We start from the raw sequence: 23,988 nt of genomic DNA on the forward strand, positions 1-23,988 counted from the left end.
AAAATCGTTTTACGTATTTTCATTTGAAGCGCGCCATGTCATCACAACCGAATCAAAGCCTTATCGACGGCATACGCTGTCTGCAATATCTGGTTTCCAGTGACCGTGCCATTGGCTGTCGCGAACTGGCACGCCTGATGGATATCAACGCGACCCGGGTGAACCGGCTGCTGATGACCATGGCGGCCATGGGGCTGACCCAGCAGGATGATCAGCGGCGCTATCTTCCCGGTCCGGGCATCCACGCCCTTGCCGCGCAATCTATCCGCGGCTCCGCACTGTTTTCGCAGGCTCTGCCGCTGCTTGAGCGCCACGCCCCTAAAGACATCGTGGTGGCAATGGGCGTGCTGTGGGAGGATCAGGTCACTTATATTTATCACTCTGAACCGGGTCTTCAGGTCAGTCAGGCACTGGCCGGTTTTCATATGCTGCCCGCATGGCAATCTGTGATTGGCATGTCTCTGCTTGCGACTGAAAGTGATGACGCATTGCAGGCACGGTTCACACAGGAACAGTGGCAGACGATGGCACCTTATCTGGCGCAGCAGCGTGAGCAGGGTTATGTCGTCTGGCAGCATGACGACGGCGAGGTGTCGATGGCACAACCGCTGGGTGCACATAACGCCGCGCTGGCCTTCGCCGGCATGTGGAATACCGGTGAAGCTGACATCGCAACGCGCCTGACCGGCTTACGCCAGCTCACCGCGCAGCTCGTTCCTCATCCTGTGTAGGGTGTTCCGGGGGGTCAAGACTGATCCGCCCCACCACAAACAGGTAAGAACAGATCCCAAGCCCCGCCAGTACAGCAATAAACGCCAGCGCCGGGGCGAAGTTGTCTCCGCTTATCAACGCACCGATGGCAATCGGCACCACAATCGATGACAACGCGCCGGTAAAATTAAACACCCCACCCGCCAGCCCGATCAGGTGACGCGGCGCGAGTGCCGTGACGAATACCCAGGTGATGGTCGCCAGGCCGTTGCCAAAAAACGCCACCGACATAAAGACGATAATAAGCGTCGGATCATTGGTGTAATTCGCACCCAGAATGAACAGGGTCAGCGCCATACCCAAAATCACCGGTGCTTTACGGGCAAAACTGGCGCTGACGCCACGTTTGATTAACCGGTCAGAGACAAATCCCGCCAGCAACACGCCCACAAAAGCGGCCAGATAAGGTACCGAGGCGATATAGCCTGATTTGATGAAATCCATATGCCGGTACTGCACCAGATAGGTGGGGAACCAGGTGAGGAAAAACCAGAAGGTGGCTGAAATGGTGAACTGACCGAAATAAATGCCGGCCAGCTTGCGGCTGCGGAACATCAGCGCGAGGTCACTCCAGACAAATTTGCGCTTCGCCGCTTCCTGCCGGCTTTCAAGGATCGCGCCGCCGTCACGAATATGGTCAAGCTCTGCCTGAGAAACGCCTTTATGCTCCAGCGGTTCACGGTAAAGGCAATACCACACCAGCGCCCAGACCATGCCCGCCAAACCGGTGATCAGAAACAACCCTCGCCAGCCGTAAAGATCCTGTACATGAAATAACACCGGCGTCATGCAGGCCAGTCCGACAAATTGCGCGGAAGAATAGATGCCGATGGCGCTGGCCCTTTCTTCTTCAGGAAACCAGCTGGAAATCACCCGGTTATTGGAAGGCATCACCGGTGCCTCAAATGCCCCGACGCCGAGACGCAGACCAATCAGTGCGCCAAAACTGCTGGCCACGGCATGCAGCGCGGTGATCAGTGACCAGAGAAACAATCCCACGCCATACACTAGGCGGGCGCCAAAGCGGTCAATGATAAAGCCGCCGGGGATTTGCAATGCGGCATAAATCCAGCCAAATGCTGAAAATATCAGCCCCATCTGCAATGGTGTAAATTGTAATTCACCGGCCATTTGCGTGGCCGCCACCGACAGATTGGTTCTGTCCATGTAATTGATAATGATGTTGATAAACACCAGACCGAGCACCATAAAGCGTACGCGCCCGGTGCTTTTTGCCTTAACGCGGGTAAGTGGTTGTTCTGACATAAGAATGTTCTCTCATATTTATTCTCACGACCCGCCAGGCTGCGGCAGGATGACGTCACTTATCTTTCAGTGTTTCTTTTATAGAAACATTCAGGTCTCCGCAAAGTGTTATCGTTCATTTTGTGATCTGCATTGGAGAACGGGCTGACCCTTTACGAAATTTTAGAACGCCGTTTCCGTTACTTACCGGCGCAAGAAAAAAGCTGACAGTCCGACGCACGCTTCCTAAACTGAGGTAATGGATAAAGAACAAGAACTTCACCGAAGTAAACGTAACGCGCTGGGGCTGCTGCTGGTGGCCGCTGCCCTGTTTATCATCACCCTTTTCCTGCCGCCCAACTTTTGGGTGTCCGGGCTGAAAGCCATTTCTGAGGCTGCGATGGTCGGTGCCATGGCCGACTGGTTTGCCGTCGTGGCGCTGTTTCGTCGCGTACCGGTGCCCTTCGTCGCCTCGCATACGGCGATCATCCCTAAAAACAAAGACAAAATTGCCGATAATCTGGCAGTGTTCGTGCAGGAGAAATTCCTTGCGCCCGCCACGCTTATTACGCTCATTCGCCAGCATGATCCGGCACGCATGCTGACCGACTGGCTGAACGCGCCGGACAACGCGCAGCGGTTTGCGAAATATGCCGTGAAGATGATCCGCGGATTTCTCGATGTCACGGACGATCAGCGCATCGCACAACTTATCCGCCGTGCGCTGTACCGTGTGATCGACAAAATTGACTTGTCAGCCTCGGTTGCCACCTTGCTGGACAGTCTGACCAAAAACGGCCGCCATCAGGAACTGCTGGATCAGGCGATGGATCAGCTGGAAATTCTGCTGGCCAAAGACAGTACGCGACAGTTTATTTCCGCGCAGATTGTTGGCTGGATGAAACGCGAACATCCGCTGACCGCCAAATTGCTGCCCACCGGCTGGCTGGGGCGCAACGGCGCGGATATGGTGTCCAATGCGGTAAATTCAGTGCTCGATGATATGGGCAACGACAAAACCCATGCCTTCCGCAAAGGCTTTGATCAGTCCGTTCAGCGCTTTATCTGGAAGTTGCAAAATGACCCGGCCACTGCGCAGAAAGCGGAAGAGATCAAGCAATATCTGAAAGATGACGAGAAACTGAATATCTACGTATTGCAGTTATGGGGCGATATGCGCAACTGGCTGAAAGAAGATCTGGAAAGCGAGGATTCGCGGGTATTCGCTAAAGTCACCGAATCCGGGCAATGGCTGGGCAATGCGCTGGCGCAGGATGAAAAGCTGCGCCTCTCGCTGAATCAGCAGATGGAAAGTATTGCAGAGAAAGTCGCGCCGGAGTTCGCGCAATTCCTGACACGCCATATCAGTGACACGGTTAAAGGCTGGGATGCGCGTGATATGTCGCGCCAGATTGAGTTAAACATCGGCAAGGATTTACAGTTTATTCGCATCAACGGCACGCTGGTCGGCGCATTTATCGGGCTGATGCTGTATCTGTTGTCACAACTGCCGGTGGCTATTCCCTGGGTGATGGCGCGGATTTAAAAATTTACCCTCCGGAGAGCAAACGGGTCCTTTTTTCAGACCCGTTTATATTATTCTTGCGGATATTGCACATCATTTTCAGCAGATCTCACTGCAAATCGGGTAAGTAAAACGCCCAATACCGGGGTAATTAAAAACATTGCCCATACCTCGCAGCATCAGAAGCCACTGCCAGTGCAAGCCACCTGTAACCTGCGGTATATTCACCAAAAGCCAGTTCAAGATCGATTCTTTCCGCTGCCACTTTGCATTCGTTCAATGCATTCAGAAGTGGATATTTTTCTGTCTGTGCTAATCCGGTATGCCAAAGTATTTTGGGGGCAGTTGTTTGTTCACCTGCCAGATACACAGGTACCGAATCAGCAAGATCAGCGTCGCCGGTTAAAGGCTGGTAAAGATAAACAGGTTTGGGCTTTTCATTCACCGGATATTCTTTGCAAATAAATAAGGCTGTGGCACTTTCCATGCTGTTCACCGTTTCATCATTGTAGAGATCGGCAATAATAATTAAACGGCTATATTGCCATTGATTACCTGACTCTTCGATCATTGCTGCCAGCACGCTGTAATCCGGACATTCACAGAGCTGCGTTATTTCATTTTTAAATTTGAGACCATGTTCATCTAATACTCTGCGTAATTCTTCGGTTGTTGTATTATCACCTTCACGCAACCAATAGAATACCTCTACCTCAGGATATTTAATTATTTTATCCGCCAGAGTCTCAATAAGCTGATTAAAAATATACTGTGATTTCGTCACCTCAAATCTTTCCGCCATTTTTATCCTTAGCGGGGTTTTCGGCGCAAGGGGGAATTTCCCCTCTAATTTAAGCAATTGCACCGCAAGGTTATCTACAGGAGCGACGGAAGTGTATCCAACAATCACCAGGCGTCTCTGAGAAAACTTTTTCAGATAATATAAATCCCACTCCACGCACTGCCTTTTAACATCATAATAGTATCCCTCAACAGAGAGAAACATACCCGCATAGCATAAGCATGTTGTAATAATGACAAAAGGCACCACCACAGACTGGAGAAAAAATATGTCCTCAACGGGTTTATTGTCAGGCCAGGACAAAGCCCTTATCAATACCGCTACAACAATGACCACAATATATATCAGTAAGATAGGGAGCCAGGGGAAACGAAACTTTTCTCTCTTTTTAAGGGGTGGGTATAGTTTCCACTGACTCATTGACAGGCTCCGGCAATTTGCAGCGTGGTTTTAATTGCGCAACCACAGGCTGCCCTGCAATCATCGACAACAACGCCACGCCCGTTCATCGTCCAGGTTTCGCAACACTCTGTAATGGGAAATGTCCCTTTGTGTGCCAGACAAATGACCGTATCACCTTTGAGAGCAACGGCGATGCCCATAAACTGCGATCCGGAGGCCTGATTAACATATCCCCCGTTGACCAGAGGATCGTTCAAACGAATAACGCCTTTCATATTATTTCCCCGCATCCATATCGCAGCGCATGTGTTCCCATCCCAGGTAGTTCTTCACTTCAGGGACCTTATCGGGTAAGTCCTGCCAGTTGGTTTGCCCCCTGAGTGACGTTTGCCGCAGCTCATCTGCGGTAATATATAATGTCCCCCAGGACCAGCCACGAAAACCACCCGGCATCGCGACGGGTTTATAATCAGGACCTACGTCAATATTGATTGGCTTATCTGTATTCATTTCTGGTGCATCAAAAGGTTGTGACGACATAAATATCCACTTCTTTTGCTTCTCGCGAGGATTGTTATAGGGTCTGGTCAGTAAATAACCCCGTTGATTAACGACGGTAAAAGATATCGTATTTTCCCTGTCAGGATGCACGGGTTGATTTGACCATTGCTTAAGGCGCCATTCTAAATTCTCAGGCGCAAATACCGCTGTTTGCCAGGTTTTTCCATAGTCTTTCGATACAACAAATTCAGAAACATTCAATCCGGGAATGGCGATGTATTTTTCTGATGGATGAATAAATGGTTGGGTAAAAATCTGGTAAAATTGCTTAACAACTTCAGTATGAATCGTTTTTTGAGTATCGGTATACCAAAGCGCTCCGACACAATCCCACCCTTTTAATTCCAGATACCGGTGATCGTCAAAGCGATAAACCACCTGCGCCGGAGGCTCTTTTGCCTGCGCTGCGCCCACCACCAGCGTCATCAATAATCCGCCTAAAACTTTTAGCCCTTTCATTACTTGCTCCCTTTTATTTCCCTGTATCCATATCGCAGCGCATATGATCCCATCCCTGATAGTTCTTCACTTCCGGGACGTTATCCGGCAAGTTCATCCATTCAGACCTGAATTGACTTTTTGATTCCTCCAGCCCTCTTTTGGTCATATACACCATGCCCCATGCCCATCCTGGAGCACGCGGTTCGATTTTGTGAAATGTGCCATCAGACGCCGTATAAGGAATACCTGGCCCGCCAGGAAGGATGCGCGGATCGTCAAATCCTCTGGACGACATATAGAGGCTTTTTTTAGTCAGTAAAAAACCCTGATCGTTAACGACGGTGAAAGAAATGACATCTTCTGACGGGGGTTGATTCATTTCGTCAGGTTCATTAGGACCTGGAGAAAACATAGCTGTACTCCATGTTTGCCCATAATCTTTAGACACTCTAAAACCTCCTGCACTCCATCCTGTTAGGGCAATATATCGCTCAGAGGGATGTACAAGTTTTCGGGTGAATATGCGATAAAACTGACCCACAGGATTTGAACGACCCCCCCTTTTAGTATCGATGTACCAAAGTTCGCCTTCGCAATTCCAGCCTTTAAGTTCCAGATACCGGTGATCGTCAAAGCGATAAACCACCTGCGTCGGAGGCTCTTTTGCCTGCGCTGTGCCCATCACCAGCGTCATCAATAATCCGCCTAAAACTTTTAGCCCTTTCATTACATGCTCCCTTTTATTTCCCTGCATCCATATCGCAGCGCATATGATCCCATCCCTGATAGTTCTTCACTTCCGGGACGTTATCCGGCAAGTTCATCCATTCAGTTCTATATTGATTAGTTGCATCTGCCAGCCCTCTTTTGGTCATATAAACCATTCCCCAGGACCATCCCGGGGACCTTGGTTTTATTGTATCGAGGGTGCCATCTGGTGCTGTAAAAGTGATACCTGGCCCGCCTGGGAGGATGCGCGGATCATCAAATCCTCTGGGCGACATATAGAGGCTTTTTTTAGTCAGTAAAAAACCCTGATCGTTAACGACGGTGAAAGAAATGACATCTTCTGACGGGGGTTGATTCATTTCGTCAGGTTCATTAGGACCTGGAGAAAACATAGCTGTACTCCATGTTTGCCCATAATCTTTAGACACTCTAAAACCTCCTGCACTCCATCCTGTTAGGGCAATATATCGCTCAGAGGGATGTACAAGTTTTCGGGTGAATATGCGATAAAACTGACCCACAGGATTTGAACGAACCCCCCTTTTAGTATCGATGTACCAAAGTTCCCCTTCGCAATTCCAGCCTTTAAGTTCCAGATACCGGTGATCGTCAAAGCGATAAACCACCTGCGTCGGCACTTTTTTGGCCTGTACAGTGTTGGCTGCCGCAATCAGTAGTAAGCCTGTTAATAATTTCATTCCGTTCATCACGTCTCCTTTATGACTTCAACTGGCTGTCACTGAATGGTTGCGGCATTTCCCATTGTTTGATTGCTACCATTCCTGAACTTCCCGCCAGGAAGAGCCCCATTTCGATTTCAATACGGCTGCGCACATAAGGTTTTTCACGAGGACCATAACCATTGTCCACACCAAATTCTCCTATTGGTAAGATATCCTCAGGCTTATTCATAAACCATTTTGTTGTTTCTTCCTTAAGTAATCCCGTTTGATAATATTTTTTAGCTTGATCAAATTTATTCTGAGGATCCCGCCAGTCGGCCCGATGGAGCAAACTTTCCCAGAATTTGCCTTCCTGATAATCGAATGACTTGCACTGACCAATGGCCAGATCAAATGCCATGGCATGTGAGGGCGCAAATTCACTCATCACGATGGAGGAATGCTGGCTGTAACCCACCGGATCCGTTTTCAGCCATTCCTTTTCCAGTTCCTCGCGTGATTTCAGCCAGGTAAACTGAATACCGCGATATTCAGGCGTTCCTGTGATCACCCCTTTGATGATTTTCTTTTCACGGTAGATACTTTCGATAATCAGTTGTTGTTCACTGAGCACCGAACCCGGCATAAGGTCGCGGTAATCATATTTATCCAGCTGATAGATGGCCTTGCCTGTCCGGCTTATCGCGCCCGCTTTGGCAGAATAGGAAATCGTCTGATCGGGGCTGTCCGGATCAACGGCGTGTTCGTAATTTGTGTTCTGTCCCTGCAATACAAATTTAAAGGGTTCCGGCAACTCCTCAGCATTGGGTATCACGTCGCGGAAATAATAAGCGGCATTGATGCCTGATGCGGTGCTGAAATCGCCGGATTTCTTGATGGGATAAACAAAAGGTTGTCCGTCCGGAGCTTTCCCTACCTCACCATGCTGGACAAAGACGCGCTGATAAAGATTAGGGATATCCTGAGCAATCGCCTGTGGCACTCCCCGCCAGCCGATCCCCTGAACGTTTTGTAATGACACAATGTCATCATCGACACAGAAATAATTAAACACTCTGCCGTTATTATTCCGGCTGTAGCGCGGGTCAGTGTGCCACTGATTTTTCCTGGCCGACGGCAGCGCACACAATGTCTCAATGGCCGTTATTTCCTCCTCCGTGTGTTGTGTTCCCTGGTATTGCGTCGCCATCAGGTTGCAGAAGTTTCTAAAAGTCTTCTGTCTGGCCTCGGTGGTTTGCTGATTTCCTTCCTGAATGTTTTCACTTATCCGGCTTTCCAGAGAATACGGAGAGTGGTTCATGATCACGCAGTTTGCCGGTTCTCCGCCTGCCTGTTTAACCAGCATGTTCGCCAGCATGGTAATAATGGTTCCCTGGCTGTGGGCGACGACGTTTATCACATCATTTCTTGTGGCCTGGTTGCTTCGGATCTGCATAATTAAATCCGCCAGCCTTTGTGCGGCAAAAAACTGATAGATGCGGTGCGGGTTTGGGTAAATCGGGTGAGTGTAATCGCCGCCGTTCATATACAGCGTGGCGAAGCCTACCGGCGCCAGTACCGCGCCCCCTGAACCCGGCCCTAACATATCCGGTATGCTGGTGGTCGCGTTGGCAAACGTACCACCATTTTTTGCAAAATTGGCATCCAGCGCATTTTTAAAACTGTCGTTCTGAAATTTGACAGAATTGCCGCCGTCATTCCCCTGAGCCGCCATTTTTTTAGGATCATCTTCCTGGTAAGCGTCATAGGGGAGTCTGGCGTCGTCGTGTAAAGTCTTCAGTTCATCACGATACTTTTGTTGATCTTGAATGTAGTCGTCATGGGTAACGGGCTTATAGCCCCAGTAGAAAGGAATTACCGGTGAGCGGCCGGGAGCTTTGATTTTTTGCTGCGCACTTTCATTATGCATCAGCATAAAATCCCGCCATTCGTGCGCGTATAAATCGGCGCGGTCAAGACGCTTATTCAAACCGGCAATGATGCCTTTTTCCTGATTCTGGTACGCCTCGCCGACGTCATTCACACCGTGTACCAGAATGACAATGCACGGCATAGGCCGTTTAATCCCGATGTTACAGGTCTGTGCCGCTAAACCCAGTGAGTGATGTACACCAATTTCATGGGTGGCAATGACGCGGGGTTGATAAGGGCTACCCTTCTGATCAGTCATGTAAAATCTCCATTTTGAACATGTGAATATCATCAGCATCAAGCAGGGATGAATGTCCTTCACCATCCGTCATCCCCTCGGTAACCGTTCCGTCTGTGCCGGTTAAGCGGAATTTTTGATGAGAGACAGGCTGATCAGGATCATCAGAAGAATGGAGGTTGAATCGCCGCTTAAAGGTGCCTTTTTCAAAAACGGGGGCTGTGGTCGTAACACGTTCCGGCCCCATAAAAGCCAGATTCGGTCCTTTCAGTTCAATACCGGTCGGAGAGAATATTTCAACAGAGCCGTCGGCGTTAATGCGGATACCACCGCCGCCACAGGAAAATTGGATGCCTTTTTTGGCACTGGCGGTCATCTTGCCGTCTGTGGATGACAGCGTGAAATCCTGCTGTGACAGTAAATGCATTTCGCCACGCTGTGCCTGGGCTTCGACATTGCCCGCTGCGGCAATCAGCTGGATCCCCAGTCTCTGAGCAAATAAAGACAACTTTTCGCCGACGGCTAATGAGAATTTTTTAACAATGTTCAGGCTGGCATTGCTGCCTGCGGTGGCAATCAGATCTTCACCCGCTGAAAGCTGAAGCGCCGAGGGAGTGATGAATGCCTGTCCCTGGCCTGAATAGGCTAAAAGTGAGGATGACGTGAGCTGGTTAAGCGCCTTACTCAACTGCTGCTGTGCGCCTGTATCAACCGCACCGGCACCGGCTGTGGTGGCGGTTTGCTGTAATGTCCGGGCGAGTGCTAAGGCGCTTTGCAATGCACTGATGGCAGCCGTCATATCAAGCTGTTTTCCCTGTGCGCCTGGCTGTGGCTCCGTGGTGAGCATCAGCCCTTTAGCGGAACGTATCGTCCCCCACTTATCAGTGCGTAGCTCAAAACCTTCTCCGCGCTTTTGGCGTTCGGCATCGACCAGATGACCGGTATTGAGTTGTGTTTTGCCGTACTCGGTGGACAGCTTGATATGCTCTTGCCCGCGCTTATCCTCGAGTCTTATCTTGTTGAAAGAGGCCGTGCGGATAATGTTGCGTGTGTCGTTTTTGATGGTGACCAGATCAGGATTTGCGCCATCATGGAGCACATGGGAAATAAACGGTCTGTCAGGGTCGCCCAGCTCAAAGGCAACCGCGACCTCGGTATTATCCAGTAAGGGGAAGTGAAAACCGAAGGTATCGCCAGCGTAAGGTCTGCCAAGCCTGACAAAAGCACTTTCGTAACCTTTCTTTTTCTCATCGACATCAAAATCGAATTTAACGATGTAACGGCCTTGCACATCCGTCTCTGCATAAAGGGCATTACTTGTTCTGGCTGATACCCTCGCGGGTACTGTGCCGGAAATGACCGGACGGGGAAGACGTTCAGGGCGAAAACAATACACCTCACTGTAAGGGATGCCGCTGAGTGTCGAAGTAAAATGCTCTGCGCGACTGCCGCTGATTTCAATCTGACAGACGACAAAACCGCGCTTAAAACCCTCAGGGACATTCCCTGTGGGGTAGAACATCACACCCGGTGAAATTTGAGGATCATTGGTCACTGCGGTAAAAATACTTTGGTGATTCAGCAAATATTCGTGGCGCACACGGGCATAAAATGACGCCGATTCGCCCTCAGTCCCATAGTAATCGCCGGAAGTAAGCTGATTATCGCCATAACGATATTCCTGACCAGCACGGACGCTTTCTGAAACATTGTGTACGTAGACAGATTTATCAGCCTGAGGGGAAGACGGGTCACGGTAATTATAATTACGGGTTTTAACAGCATCAGAAACGACGTTGTAGAACTCCCTGAGATCGGTAATGTATTCTTTCTCATTGGTCATACCAGAGTTCCTGACAAAGGGAATTTTCTTGTCAGAAAACTGATAACCCGTACCACTGTCACTGAATATAATGAGGGTTTCAGTGGTTATTTTGGGATGATTTTCAAAATGAAACCAAATCCCAACTTCGCAGAGCAATCGCAGAATAAATTGTAAGTCTGTTTCCTGCCACTGAATGACCATTGCGCGTGACGGGTAAGTTGACTGGAGTGTTTCAAAGTCAATTTTGTAACTCTGGATCTGCTTGTGTTCCAGCATCACTTTTTTTACCAGCTCAGGAACGCTGATGCCGAGGTAGACAGCAGACTTACGGGTTTTATCAAGAAGCGCTAATTCGTTTTCTAAAACACATTCATAAAGAGCTTCATCTGATGAAGAATCAATACGTGAGAATGATGTAATTACACCGTTTACGTGCTTCATTTCCAGCCACTTCTGGTCAGATTCAAGAAATGCATGAATATTGGGGGCACGAAAAAGGAAAGAGGCGTTCGTGTTAAGAACCTGTTCTATAGGGATACTCTTATCCTGGCACGTGAATTTAATCATGTATTTGTAGGGTTTACTCAGGTGTTCGGTCGCGGTAAACGATAAGACATCTGCATTAATTTTTTCGTTAAATAGAAAGCATAACAAATACCGGTTTAATGAATCTTTATTCTGGAAGTGTTTGTTCATTTCCTTTCATCCTGAATAACGGGAAATATATCTTTATCTTTTCCTCAGCAATAAACAAAGACTTCATTTTGAAATGGCATTTATTATTAAAAAACAGACAAGCACATACATAATTAATATACACAACAGAAAATTATTCGCACAATGCATTATTTCGGCCATCTGAAAAAGCGCAATTTATACCATGCGATGTTTGGTTAAGTGTTAATGCTCCCCCTGCACACGGGGGAGCCGTTACAGCAATTACTTCACCGTTTTACTGAATGCATCCACCGCCAGAATAGCGTTCGCCACGTCTTCGGCGGAAAGATTGTGGTTAAGGTTACCCAGCGTATCGCCCTCGCCGCCTGCCAGCGCACCGATTTTCACCAGACTGGCAAAAGATTCGTTTTCCAGATGCATTTCTTTCAGCGTGGTTGGCATTTTAATGGCACGGTAGAAACGGACGTATTTCGCGATTTCTTCGTCCGGGCGCTGTTCCAGCACCATCTGCGTCAGTGTACCGTAGGCCACTTTTTCACCGTGGGTCAGATGATGAATATCACCTGAAATCGCCGTAAAACCATTGTGGATCGCGTGCGCACCTGCCAGACCGGCATTTTCAAAACCCAGACCGGAAAGCAGCGTGTTGGCTTCCACTACGGCTTCAACGGCTGGCGTCACCAGTTTCTGCTCAACCGCCGTATAGGCACTGTAACCATAGGTCAGCAACGTTTTCTCGCAAGCTTCGGCAATCGCCATCCCGGCGATAGTCGGGTCACCCCCGACCATTGACTGAGAATGCGAACGCAATACCGCCTGTGCTTCGACAAAGGTGGCCAGGCCGTCAGCGATCCCGGAGGCAAACAGGCGTACCGGTGCCTGAGCACACACATGGGTATCTACCAGCACCAGATCCGGATTTTTATTGTAGAAACGGTAAGATTCGAAAACACCTTCATCGGTGTAGATAACCGACAACGCGCTGCACGGTGCATCGGTTGAGGCCACGGTCGGCACGATCACGACGTTTTGTTTCAGTTCATCGGCAATCGCTTTCACGGTATCCAGTGTTTTACCGCCACCGAGGCCGACCACGACCTGGGTTCCCGCATGACGGGCAATGCCGGCCAGACGGGTAATTTCGCTGGCAGAGGCTTCGCCGCTAAAGCGCTCATAATGAAATGCCACGTCAGCTTTTTTTAATGAATGCTGAACACGCTCGCCGATAATTCCCCAAACAACATCATCAGCAATCAGGAATGATTTCCCTCCCAGTGCGGGCAGATAATCTCCTAACTCATCCAGCACACCGCTGCCCTGGACGTATTTTCTTGGCGAAGAAAAGATAAATTTACTCATGATAAAAACCTCTTTTCGTGGATAATGTGGATGTGAATAACTGCCCGAGCGTACCGCAGTGCAACAGCGAGCCCAACTGATTTGATTCACTTTAACAACATGACTCGCAAAGAATTTTTCCAAAAGGTGCGGATGTTTAAAATAATCGGGGAAATTCCTTTCGCCTGTTCTGATACCCCATAAGGATTATTAAAATCCACATAATTCATTACCGATAGCGTATAGGCAGATTGTTAGCTTTTAGCTATTGAATACATCAATAAAAGCGACTTTCGCTTAATAAGGAAACCCGTAGAATTCATTGCATTGGCAGCACGTCGTAAGCAGTGGTCATTAGCCAGCTCGCTGTTAGCCATTCCGTTAATATTTCTGAGATTAATAAGGAACAGCATGTATAACTTTCAGCGCTACAACGCCAAAGAACTGGCGCTTGCCTATATGAGCAGCAAACCACATGAGTTTTCGCCGAACGAATTTTTACAACAGTTGAAAGAGGTTGAAAAATCTTTCGACGCGGCGCTGAGACATCCTCAGCAACAGCCGCAAAACGGAATGCTGGTGAAGGCGTTTTGATTGCCATCTTGGCCTTCATCAGTTGAGTGCCGTGCGTTACCCTTGCGTTACCTTTGAAGTATCTTGCATGTTCCTGTGTCCGGTTCATCTGCAAAAAATAATGTAAAAAAGCAAAAGCCCCGAATATTCGGGGCTTTTTGTATTGAGGGATGACGGGATTATTGGGTCATCTGCCGGTCATCGATATATTTGCGTTTGTCCGGCGCTGGCGGGAAATACTGATACAGCCAGGTTTCAGACAGCGCAGTCTGGCCGTTGCGCAGGAACATACGCAGCTCGACCGGTGCGACTGAATCGCTGTCCGGATACCAGTCAAATAAGATGCGGTAACCGTCGAACGGCTGCACATACAAAATTTCGATGTTTTTAATTTTACCTGCCGAGACATTGATCACCGGTTCAATGCCTTTATCAGCAAAGGCTTTCAGCTCACCGCCAATAAAATCGATAGCAAAACGGCGCGCCCAGACTTGCGGATAATTCTCACCAGGTGCCCAGCCTTCCGGGAAACCGCCCATACCGGTACGGGTCGCCAGCACATTCGCCATCGGGCTGCGGTGAGGAGGTTCAGAACTCCAGTACAGTTTGTAGCTGAAACTGAATTCCGCGCCGGATTTCACCGGTTTTTCCGGCTGCCAGAAGCACACAACGTTATCCAGCGTTTCACCCGTGGTCGGGATTTCCATCAGATTAACGGCCCCCTTCCCCCAGTCTCCGACCGGTTCCACCCACAGGCTCGGACGCTTGTTGTACCAGCCGATCACATCCTGATAATTGTCAAAGTCATGGTCGAGCTGCAACAGACCAAAACCTTTCGGGCTGTTGTCGCTGAAAGCGTTGAACTGCAATCGCTGCGGATTGTTCAGCGGGCGACAAATCCATTCGCCGCTGCCGGTCCACATCTCCAGACGGTCTGAGTCGTGGATTTGCGGATGGATTGTGTCGCAACGGCCCCGTTCACTGGTGCCGCAACTGAACATACTGGTCATTGGGGAAATGCCCAATTGTTTGATGTCTTCACGGGCATGCAGATGGTTTTCAATTTCCATCACCACGCGGGTCGGTTCGCAGTGGATCACGAATTTATACGCGCCGGTGATGCTCATGCCGTCCAGCAAAGCGTAAACCGTAAACGTTGTGTCACCAGGTTTGGGTGTATCAAACCAGAACGCGGTGAAATCAGGGAATTCTTCCGGCTGATCGGTAAAGGTATCAACCGCCACGCCGCGCGCTGACAGGCCATACTGATAAGTATCATCGACCGCGCGGAAATAGCTGGCACCGAGGAAAGACACCACGTCGCGGCGCGTCAGCTCAGGGGCTTTATTGACTTTAAAACCGGCGAAACCAAGGTTGGAGAAACCTTCCAGTTGTTTGGTATCAACACCGGCATCGTGATAGTTAAACAATTCAGGGCGGAAATGGATTTCGCGCGCCAGATGTTTCACCGGATCCACGGAATACATGCGCACGCGGCGTTTGAAACCCATACCAACGTGGAACAGTTCCACATCAAGCTGGCGGTCAGGCAGACCATTCCACAGGGAATGTGCATGATCATACTGAATCGCGTTGTAGGCCTGCGGCGTGAGTTCAGCCAGCGTTTTCGGTAACGGCTGCGGCGCGCCACCATAAGGCTTATCCGCTAAATCTTTCGCCATCTTTTTCAGCGCATTGAAATCAAATGGCAGTTCGCCGCCGTCCGCTACATTCGCCTCTGCCGCCTCAGCGGAACGGGTAAACAGTGTGGACATAGCCGGCACACCACACCAGGCGGCGAGTGCCATAGATGCTTTAATAAATGCTCTTCGTTCCATGCCAGAATCGTTTCCTGTACTGGGCAAAAATCTGGAGACATCGTGCTGTGACGCCGTCCCCGCGTATTCAGAATTTTTCGACCCTAAGGCTAACGTAAAATTCACAAGCCGCGTACAAGAAATTGAATGCATTCAGCTAATATTTTGCTTGTAAAAGTCATCAGTTCTTACCGCGCCCGTTCCCCGTATGACAGGGGCTGAGCCGGTTTTCAGAAACCCGGATTTGAGCCGCTATTCCTGCCCTGTTTTGGCGCGCAAATCACGGCTGACTTTAGGAGCATTCTGTTACCGGAAGGTTACTGTTATTTCTCCCTCATCGAGTCATTCTCGCCAGATAGCGCGCCTTTTGCCCGTCCTGCTATGCTGAATGCTTATAGTTTGATGATTTTTTTGTTTATTGCATGGAGATTCCCGCATGTCCGATGAACAGATTCAGGAGAAAGCGCGTGAGCTATACGCACAGTTAAGCGGCAAAATTTCACTTCCCTGTACGCTCCATGTCAGCGGTACCGGCAATCTTCCGTCTTATTATCCGGTCACGCCACTGATTGCCGCCTCTGTGGCGCTGGCGGGTATTGCCGTTTCACAGCTTGTTGCTCTTAAAAACGATAAACACGATACGGTGACTGTGGATCGTCGCCTGGCCTCGCTGTGGTGCAAAACCAGTATCCGGCCTGAAGGCTGGGATATACCACCCGCCTGGGACAGCCTCGCGGGGGATTACGCCACTGCGGACGGCTGGATCCGTTTGCATACTAATGCCCCCGTCCACCGCAAGGTCGTAGAGACACTGCTCGGCAAAGCGGAAAACCATGAGGCGCTGGCGCTGCGGGTGAAGATGTGGAAAAAAGCAGAACTTGAACAAGCCGTTGTGCGGGCGGGTGGATGTGCCGCGCAGATGTTCAGCCCGGAAGAATGGCAGCAGCATGTACAGGGAAAGTCGCTGATTTCGGAACCTCTTTTTCAACATTCGGTGTCAGCTAAGGCTGCACTGCCGCAATGGGAATTGTCCCCGCTACAGCCGCTGGCAGGCGTGAAAGTGCTCGACCTGACAAGAATTCTCGCCGGTCCGGTGGCCACGCGTTTTCTCGCCGGACTGGGCGCCGAGGTATTGCGTATTGATCCTTTCGGCTGGGATGAAGCCAGTCAGGAAGCGGATATCACACTCGGCAAACATTGCGCACGGCTGAATCTGCATAACCCGCAGGACCGGCACCGTTTCGAAGAATTGCTGCGGGACGCGGATGTGATGGTTCATGGTTATCGCGCGGGCGCGCTGCACAGACTGGGATATGGCAGTGAAAAGCGTCGTGCGATTGCGCCGGGGCTGGTGGATGTGTGTCTGAATGCGTATGGCTGGAGCGGGCCATGGCGCGAACGGCGCGGATATGACAGTCTGGTACAAATGAGCTGCGGGATTGCAGCACAGGGAATGCGGCTTTCCGGTAGTCACAAACCGGTGCCGTTGCCGGTTCAGGGGCTGGATCACACGACCGGTTATCTGATGGCTGCCGCTGTGCTCCACGGGTTGGCGCAACGTATGCAAACCGGTCAGGGCAGTGAATGCAGACTTTCACTGGCACGCACTGCCTGTGAACTGATGAAAAATGGCGCATCAGCAGCATGTCACGAACCGCTGATTGAATCTGCAGAACAGGACGATTTTTCATCCGAGCCCGAACGCACGGTCTGGGGCAATGCCCGGCGACTGCTTCCTCCCGTTCACCTGGAAAACACAACCTTAAGGTGGCGCCTCCCCGCTTCCCCGCTCGGTTCTGCACCCGCCAGCTGGCGTTAAGTCGTCAGGGAAAACGCCGCCTTGCGATACTGCAACGGCGTTTTACCGATCATCTTTTTAAAACGGGTAATGAAATACGGCGCGTCAGTAAATCCGCATTGCAGCCCGATCGCTTCGACCGAACGGTCTGTGGAACGCAGCAATTCACATGCCCGTTTAACCCGCCGGGTGGCGAGATAATCCTGAATTGAGCCACCGGTTTCCTGCCCGAATACCCGCGAGATATAACTTTCTGACAATCCGAGGGCCACAGAGAGTTCCGCCAGCGAAAATTTTTGCACGTAATTTTCTTCAATCCATTGCATGACTTTAGAAGCTGTTGTCCGGCTGACAGTTTTTGGCAACACGTCTTCCGCTGGCATAAATGCCATCAGTTGCAAGATCAGCAGGGTAATTTCTTCCCACTGATCGGCCTGCGGTTCGGACAACTGATTGAACTGCTCGAGAATGACTTCTATATGGCTGGCATGTTCGCTGAGATCATAAATATGTGCTGCACGATCAGCATCCCACAAATTTGCGAACCTCGCCCGGCGTTGCGGGAATGATTGCAGGCAACCATCCAGCAACTGATGATCCAGATGGATGGTGGTGCGTAAATACAGGTTCTTTTCACCGGATTCGACAAACACTTTGTGCAGTTTAAAAGGCGGAAAAACGAACAAGCGCCCCGGACGCAGTGTGTATTGCTGATTATCCACAATGACAATCCCGTAGCCCTGACTGACAAAAAGTAATTCCAGACACTGATGCCAGTGAAAATAATTGGCACTCCCGCGGTTCATCCGGTTAAAGGAAACCTGACGTTCATTAAGGGCAATACGCTCCAGATAATCAGATACGGGCATACCTGTTTTCCTCATTTTCATTTGGCACCGTAAAACGACAAGGACAACAAAACACAATTTTCAGTCAGTTTTTTATAATTTAAGCCCTTTTAGTTGCGATTTAATAATCACAATTTCAAAAATCACCTCATTTTGTGAAGCACGTAACAATCAGTGTTTTTCATTTCTCTATATTTCACTCGCAGCACAGAGAATTGAAATAATATTTCAAATTAATAAACCCTTATTTTTTGCTTCCCTTACGTCACCGGGAGAATTTTTATGACGCTGAAAAAAGTGAACATTAATAATCCGTTACAGACCCGCGATGATGTGCAGCATCTGCTGAAAGAGTTGCTCTCGGCGGTGTCGCCTTATACGGAAGAAGGCAAAAGCGGAATCAACCTCGGAAATTCCACCACCCATTACGGAAAAAAAATTGCCGAAATGGAAGCACTGTCGCGCATGTTGTGGGGCATTTTCCCGCTGCTGGCCGGTGGGGGTGAATGTGAGGATTTATCTTTTTATCTGGATGCCATTCGTTTCGGCACTGATCCGCAGCATCCGCAATACTGGGGAGATATCCGCGATTTTGATCAGCGCTGTGTGGAAATGGCAGCGTTTGGTGTCGGGCTGACGCTGCTTGACACAAAACTGTTGCAGCATTTCAGCGTTCAGGAACAACAAAATCTGGCGGACTGGCTGAATCAGGGGCGTGATGCCACCATCCCGAATAACAACTGGAATTTCTTCCCGGTTATGGTGCAGATGGGCTTTAAAACATCCGGATTACCCTGGGATCAGGAAGCCGTGGCAGCCCGTTTTGCGCTGATGGAAGATTATTATCTGGGCGATGGCTGGTATTCCGACGGTCCCGGCAGGCCGCGTGATTACTACATTTCGATGGCGTTTCATTATTACGGCCTGCTGTACGCTCAGTATATGGCTGATGTGGATGCATCACGTGCAGCCATGCTGCGTGAACGGGCACAACGTTTCGCACAGGATTTCATTACGATGTTTTCCGCGGGTGGCGCAGCGGTGCCTTTCGGACGCAGCCTGACCTACCGTTTTGCCGAAGCAGCGTTCTGGAGTGCGGCAGCGTACAGCCAACTGGACGTGTTCACTCCGGGCATCATCAAGGGGCTGATTTTGCGCCATCTGCGTCACTGGCTGAAAGAGCCGATTTTCGACCGCGACGGCGTGCTCAGTATCGGTTATCACACACCGAACCTGGTGATGGCGGAAGACTATAACGCACCGGGCTCACCTTACTGGGCATGCAAACTGTTCCTGGTGCTGGCACTGCCGCCGGACGATGCCTTCTGGGCGGCAGAAGAGGCGCCCCTTCCGTCACTGCCCGACACTCATTGCATTCCTCATGCCAGTCAGATCCTGACCCGCGATGCCGGAGGTCAGCATGTTGTGATGCTCACGTCCGGTCAGCTTGAGCTGAATAATTTTGTGAATACCGAAGCCAAATACACCAAATTCGCCTATTCCAGTCAGTTCGGATTCACCCTGGATCGCGGCCGGTACGGTCTGAATCATGCCGGTTGCGATTCGATGCTGATGTTCTCTGAGGGCGACGGCTATTATCGCGGACGCCGCGACTGTGCCGACACCCGCATCACCGTCGGGATGATTTATTCCCGCTGGCTGCCGTGGCACGACGTAGCAGTACGCACCTGGCTGATCCCCTGCGGTGACTGGCATTTGCGGGTCCATCACATTGAGAATCAGCGTCCGCTGGAGACGGCCGAAGGCGGTTTTGCAGTGATGCAGACACCTTCAACGCAAATACTGCATCCGGCAGAAAAACAGGCGGTGACAGTCACAGCCGGTAACGGCATCAGCCGGATTGCCGCGCTGGAAGATAATACGTCGCGCGAAGCGTCCACCGTTATCACCCCGCCCAATAGCAGCATTATGTTCGCCGAAACCGCCGCCATACCCGTATTGAAAAATGCCCTGCCGGTGGGATCTCACTGGCTGATCACTGCCGTGTCGGCCTCGGCCAGCACGGATATCCGCAGCCTCCCTTTACCGGAAGTCTCCCGCGAAGGACAGCAGCTACGTTGGCAATATCCGGGTCATAACGGACAAATCATTTTAGCTTAACCGCAATAGCCGTTTCAGGAGTCACGATGAAAGCCATAAAAACAGCCAGTAAAACGGCTTATTACAAAATGAGCAGCTTTATATTCCTGTATTTCTTCACCTGGTCTTCGAGCTTCGGGCTATATGCCTTATGGCTGGGGCAAAAAGCCGGGCTCGACAGTGTCAGTATCGGCACCGTGTTTGCCATTAACGGCGTTTTCGCGGTGGTCATGAAGCCGGTTTACGGCTATATCATGGACAAAATCGGCATGAGCAAATCTCTGCTGTATTTTGTGGTGCTGGTTTCCGCCCTGATGGCACCGTTCTTTATTTTCGTTTACCAGCCACTGCTGAACAGCCACCTGATGGTCGGGATTATCGTCGGTGCGCTGTATCTGAGCCTCGGCTGGTACGCCGGTGTGGCAGCATCCGAATCGTATGCTGACCGTTTCAGTCGCTTGTATCATATGGAGTTTGGCCAGGTTCGCATGTGGGGGTCACTGGGCTGGGCACTGGCCGCGTCGTTTTCCGGCGTGCTGTTTAACCTCTCCCCTGCATGGAACTTTGGCCTGAGCAGCGCGACCTCGCTGGTCATGCTGATGGTGCTGCTTTCACTGAAAATTGGTGATGAAGAACTTAAAAATAACGACGTCATTTCACAGCAAAAGATCGTGTTCAGCGATGTGATTTTACTGCTCAAAAACCGCAAGTTCTGGATGTTCTCGCTGTATGTCGCTGGTGTCGCGTGGATGATGTTTGTCGCCGAACAACAATTCTCACGCTATTTCGTCACCTTCTTCGATACCAAAGAGCAAGGCAACGCCTGGTACGGCTATCTGAGCACGGTGCAGTCCGGTCTCGAATTTCTGATGATGATGGTTATCCCTTTCCTGGTGAACTACTTCGGTGCCAAGAAGAGCCTGCTGCTGGTCGGCGCACTGGTGGGATTACGCCTGATTGCCTCCGGGCTGACCCACGACCCGCTGCTGATTTCAATTATCAAACCGTTCTACGGGCTGGAAATCGCGTTGCTGCTGGTGTCAGTGTTCAAGTACATCGCCGAGCATTTCAGCAAACGCGTCAACGCCACCATGTATCTGTTGGGTTATCAGGCCATGATATACGTCGGCTCCATTGTGGTCGCCCCGCCTGCCGGTTACTTCTACGACCGTATTGGTTTTGAACACACTTATCTGATTATGGGCGGTATCGCGCTGTGCTTTACGTTGATTTCCGCCTTCACATTATCCGCCTGTCACAGCCTGCGCTCAGGCACCCCCGTGCCTGCGGTGCAGGTTGAAATTGAAACAATTGGAATGGAAAGGGAGAAAGTATGACGATCACCATCGCGAAAGAGACGTTGCTACCCGTGGAACTGAATCAGCTGGATAAAATCGCTTTTGCACAAAAGATGCAACGGGCGCGCCAGACGGTACTCAGCAAAATTTCCCGTAATCTGGAAAAGTTCGGCGATAAATTCCCGGCAGAAACCTGCGAAAACGGCCATTACCCGCTGACAGAGAATGTGGAATGGACTACCAGTTTCTGGACCGGCCAGCTCTGGCTGGCGTGGGAAATGACCGGCGATGACCGTTACCGTCTGGCAGCAGAAAAACAAGTGACATCGTTTGGTAACCGTATCGCCAACCGCATTGATACCGCGACGCATGACCTCGGTTTTCTCTACAGCCTCTCGTGCGTCAGCGCCTACAAACTGACCGGCAACCGGCAGGCTCGTGGTTTTGCACTGCTGGCAGCAGAAGCCCTGATGGAACGTTTTAATAGCCGGGCGAAAATCATACAGGCGTGGGGCGATTTGCATGACCCGGAACAGGCCGGCCGCATGATTATCGACTGCAATATGAATTTGCCCTTGTTGTACTGGGCGAGTGAACAAACCGGTGAACCGCGCTTCGCCGATGCTGCCCGCGCGCATGCAGAACAGGCGGCGAAATATATTGTGCGCCCGGACGCCTCCACCTATCACACGTATTACATGGATACTGTGACCGGCGAACCGCGTTTTGGTAATACGCATCAGGGATATGCCGATGACTCATGCTGGTCACGCGGCCAGGCCTGGGGTATCTACGGCTTTTTGCTCAGTTATCGTTATACCGGCGATGAAGATCAGGTGGAGCTGTCACGGCGTCTGGCACATTATTTCCTTAACCGCTTACCGGAAGACGATGTCTGCCACTGGGATTTAGCGTTGCTCGGCACCGATGCCGTTCGCGACAGTTCGGCTGCGGCGATTGGGGTCTGCGGTCTGCTGACGCTTGCGACCACGCTGCCAGCCACCGATGACAAACGGGTGTGCTATGAAGAAATGGCGCTGCGCATTATGGATTCACTGACCGAGAATTATCTTACCCGTGAGGACGAAGATTGTGACGGTTTACTTAAGCATTCTGTCTATCATATGGCCAGCGGTAAAGGTGTTGATGAGTGTTGCAGCTGGGGTGACTACTTTTATGTCGAAGCCCTGACCCGTGTGACGCAGTGCTGGCAATCCTACTGGTGATGACCGGGACGCAGTGTTTACGCACTGCGTCTGCTTTTCTGCCCTTTTTCATTCGTGAATTGTTTTTAAGCATAAGCAGGGTCTTCATCGTATTGACAGAGGTACCGGCGTGTTACCGTAACATCCTAATCAATTAGTTTTTTTTCTATGTCATTACAACCATTAAGAATAGTCTTAATGCGGGCCATTTTTTGTACAGTTACAAATTTAATTGTGACATAAAGCAAATTTATCAAATCCTTCCCTGCCCCTTAAGGGGTAAAAAAATCACTTCCAACTGTCCGATTTTCATGCAAAAAGTAGAGTCAGCGCGCAGTTTGTGCCTGCTGTGCTGACACAAAAAAATCCAATCATTATGCAGAACAGGGACGTCCTATGAGGACTTACTATGCATACGATAATCTTGGATCCATGCCGGTATACGCGTCTCGGATTGCAACAATTTCTCACCAGTGAACAAGATGTCAGTTACGTCAGCCATTTTGAGCAGTTTCTTAATGGTTGCAACAAACTGAATCCTTCGATTGTTTTTATTAACGAGGATTGCATATCACCTCATTCAGGCAATAAAGAACGTCTCGGAGAACTGATCACCGGCTCCCCTGATACGCTGTTTTTTATTTTTATGTCCCGTACACGTATTCATTTCGAAGAGTATATTTTTGTTCGTAAAAACGTGATTATTACCTCCAAATCCATTAAAGCCGACACACTGAAGCAATTAATAAATCATCCGTTATTACCTCAGGCGAAGGATCCCGCCGGCAGTGGAATGCTCGATACCCGGCCTGTGATGCTCAGTCGTTCTGAATCAGCGATGCTCAGAATGTGGATGTCCGGTAACGGCACCATTGAAATATCCGACAAGTTACAAATTAAAACCAAAACGGTGTCTTCCTATAAGGGAAATATTAAAAGGAAAATAAAATCACCGAATAAACATATTATTTATCACGTCGTTCGTTTATGTGATCAGCTCACCAATGGTATTTATGTGAATTAATCACCTCTCTTCTCTTTCGGCTACAGGTTACGCAACGGCGCAGCCTGTAGAAATCTTCGTTAATCTCTGAAAATGAGATCTCCGCCACAAATATAAACTGAATCCCTCCGCCGGAATGCCGATGACTCCTTATGGCGTCTTTTTCGTCACGGCCGGACTTGCCCGCTGGCAATGCC

Annotated in this window: 19 protein-coding genes; 8 read left to right on the forward strand and 11 right to left on the reverse strand. The window is 50.1% G+C overall.

Translation table 11 applies throughout. From position 1 onward, the window contains the following. Positions 1 to 35 precede the first annotated feature (35 nt). Entirely contained in the window at positions 36 to 731 is a 696-nt protein-coding gene (locus tag EVX52_RS06025; protein ID WP_129990842.1) for an IclR family transcriptional regulator, read from the forward strand. Here the strand turns inward: EVX52_RS06025 and EVX52_RS06030 are convergent. After that, positions 700 to 2,037, reverse strand: a complete 1,338-nt coding sequence (locus tag EVX52_RS06030; protein ID WP_129990843.1) for an MFS transporter — start codon at positions 2,035 to 2,037, stop codon at positions 700 to 702. The genes EVX52_RS06025 and EVX52_RS06030 overlap by 32 nt on opposite strands. Positions 2,038 to 2,275: 238 nt before the next feature. On the opposite strand from EVX52_RS06030, the gene EVX52_RS06035 reads away from it, so the two are divergent. After that, on the forward strand, positions 2,276 to 3,562 hold the full coding sequence (locus tag EVX52_RS06035; protein WP_129990844.1) for a DUF445 domain-containing protein: 1,287 nt from the start codon (positions 2,276 to 2,278) through the stop codon (positions 3,560 to 3,562). A gap of 130 nt (positions 3,563 to 3,692) precedes the next feature. Here the strand turns inward: EVX52_RS06035 and EVX52_RS06040 are convergent, their stop codons facing one another. From EVX52_RS06040 to EVX52_RS06075, 8 genes are all read right to left on the reverse strand, one after another. Next, positions 3,693 to 4,763, reverse strand: a complete 1,071-nt coding sequence (locus EVX52_RS06040) for a hypothetical protein (protein WP_129990845.1) — start codon at positions 4,761 to 4,763, stop codon at positions 3,693 to 3,695. Continuing rightward, positions 4,760 to 5,020 (reverse strand): PAAR domain-containing protein, encoded by a 261-nt coding sequence (locus EVX52_RS06045; protein WP_129951051.1) that lies wholly within the window; start codon positions 5,018 to 5,020, stop codon positions 4,760 to 4,762. Before EVX52_RS06045 ends, EVX52_RS06040 begins: the two co-directional genes overlap by 4 nt. A gap of 1 nt (position 5,021) precedes the next feature. Continuing rightward, positions 5,022 to 5,765 carry a hypothetical protein gene (locus EVX52_RS06050; protein ID WP_129990846.1) on the reverse strand — a complete coding sequence of 248 codons (744 nt, stop codon included), beginning with the start codon at positions 5,763 to 5,765 and terminating at the stop codon, positions 5,022 to 5,024. A gap of 13 nt (positions 5,766 to 5,778) precedes the next feature. After that, the gene (locus EVX52_RS06055) at positions 5,779 to 6,474 is read right to left on the reverse strand and encodes a hypothetical protein (RefSeq protein ID WP_129990847.1); all 696 of its coding nucleotides are present in this window, start codon (positions 6,472 to 6,474) and stop codon (positions 5,779 to 5,781) included. 13 nt (positions 6,475 to 6,487) lie between these two features. Beyond that, entirely contained in the window at positions 6,488 to 7,183 is a 696-nt protein-coding gene (locus tag EVX52_RS06060) for a hypothetical protein (RefSeq protein ID WP_165385161.1), read from the reverse strand. A 10-nt stretch (positions 7,184 to 7,193) separates the two neighbouring features. Further along, positions 7,194 to 9,329 (reverse strand): DUF3274 domain-containing protein, encoded by a 2,136-nt coding sequence (locus EVX52_RS06065; RefSeq protein ID WP_129990848.1) that lies wholly within the window; start codon positions 9,327 to 9,329, stop codon positions 7,194 to 7,196. After that, positions 9,322 to 11,829 carry a type VI secretion system Vgr family protein gene (locus EVX52_RS06070; protein ID WP_129990849.1) on the reverse strand — a complete coding sequence of 836 codons (2,508 nt, stop codon included), beginning with the start codon at positions 11,827 to 11,829 and terminating at the stop codon, positions 9,322 to 9,324. The genes EVX52_RS06065 and EVX52_RS06070 overlap by 8 nt, the downstream gene beginning before the upstream one ends. Before the next feature lie 243 nt (positions 11,830 to 12,072). Then, positions 12,073 to 13,170 carry a glycerol dehydrogenase gene (locus tag EVX52_RS06075; RefSeq protein WP_129990850.1) on the reverse strand — a complete coding sequence of 366 codons (1,098 nt, stop codon included), beginning with the start codon at positions 13,168 to 13,170 and terminating at the stop codon, positions 12,073 to 12,075. 390 nt (positions 13,171 to 13,560) lie between these two features. On the opposite strand from EVX52_RS06075, the gene EVX52_RS06080 reads away from it, so the two are divergent. After that, positions 13,561 to 13,743, forward strand: coding sequence for a hypothetical protein (locus EVX52_RS06080; RefSeq protein WP_129951045.1), 183 nt, complete (start codon positions 13,561 to 13,563; stop codon positions 13,741 to 13,743). Between the two features lie 158 nt (positions 13,744 to 13,901). Here the strand turns inward: EVX52_RS06080 and EVX52_RS06085 are convergent, their stop codons facing one another. Next, positions 13,902 to 15,560 (reverse strand): glucan biosynthesis protein D, encoded by a 1,659-nt coding sequence (locus EVX52_RS06085; RefSeq protein ID WP_129990851.1) that lies wholly within the window; start codon positions 15,558 to 15,560, stop codon positions 13,902 to 13,904. A gap of 415 nt (positions 15,561 to 15,975) precedes the next feature. Between EVX52_RS06085 and EVX52_RS06090 the strand changes: the two genes are divergently transcribed. Next, a complete protein-coding gene (locus EVX52_RS06090) occupies positions 15,976 to 17,358 on the forward strand; it encodes a CoA transferase (protein WP_129990852.1) in 1,383 nt (460 codons plus the stop codon). Here the strand turns inward: EVX52_RS06090 and EVX52_RS06095 are convergent. Beyond that, on the reverse strand, positions 17,355 to 18,206 hold the full coding sequence (locus EVX52_RS06095; RefSeq protein WP_129951042.1) for a helix-turn-helix domain-containing protein: 852 nt from the start codon (positions 18,204 to 18,206) through the stop codon (positions 17,355 to 17,357). The two genes, EVX52_RS06090 and EVX52_RS06095, sit on opposite strands and share 4 nt — an antisense overlap. 261 nt (positions 18,207 to 18,467) lie before the next feature. On the opposite strand from EVX52_RS06095, the gene EVX52_RS06100 reads away from it, so the two are divergent. The 4 genes from EVX52_RS06100 (at position 18,468) to rcsA (ending at position 23,812) form a co-directional block, all read left to right on the forward strand. Further along, positions 18,468 to 20,306, forward strand: coding sequence for a DUF2264 domain-containing protein (locus tag EVX52_RS06100; protein ID WP_129990853.1), 1,839 nt, complete (start codon positions 18,468 to 18,470; stop codon positions 20,304 to 20,306). A gap of 26 nt (positions 20,307 to 20,332) precedes the next feature. Continuing rightward, positions 20,333 to 21,622 carry an oligosaccharide MFS transporter gene (locus EVX52_RS06105; protein ID WP_129990854.1) on the forward strand — a complete coding sequence of 430 codons (1,290 nt, stop codon included), beginning with the start codon at positions 20,333 to 20,335 and terminating at the stop codon, positions 21,620 to 21,622. Further along, on the forward strand, positions 21,619 to 22,809 hold the full coding sequence (locus EVX52_RS06110; RefSeq protein WP_129990855.1) for a glycoside hydrolase family 88 protein: 1,191 nt from the start codon (positions 21,619 to 21,621) through the stop codon (positions 22,807 to 22,809). Before EVX52_RS06105 ends, EVX52_RS06110 begins: the two co-directional genes overlap by 4 nt. Positions 22,810 to 23,197: 388 nt before the next feature. After that, on the forward strand, positions 23,198 to 23,812 hold the full coding sequence (rcsA, locus tag EVX52_RS06115; protein WP_129951038.1) for a transcriptional regulator RcsA: 615 nt from the start codon (positions 23,198 to 23,200) through the stop codon (positions 23,810 to 23,812). Positions 23,813 to 23,988 lie beyond the last annotated feature (176 nt).

This window comes from Rahnella sp. CFA14(1/10) (genome assembly GCF_004195095.1).
GTDB lineage: Bacteria > Pseudomonadota > Gammaproteobacteria > Enterobacterales > Enterobacteriaceae > Rahnella > Rahnella perminowiae.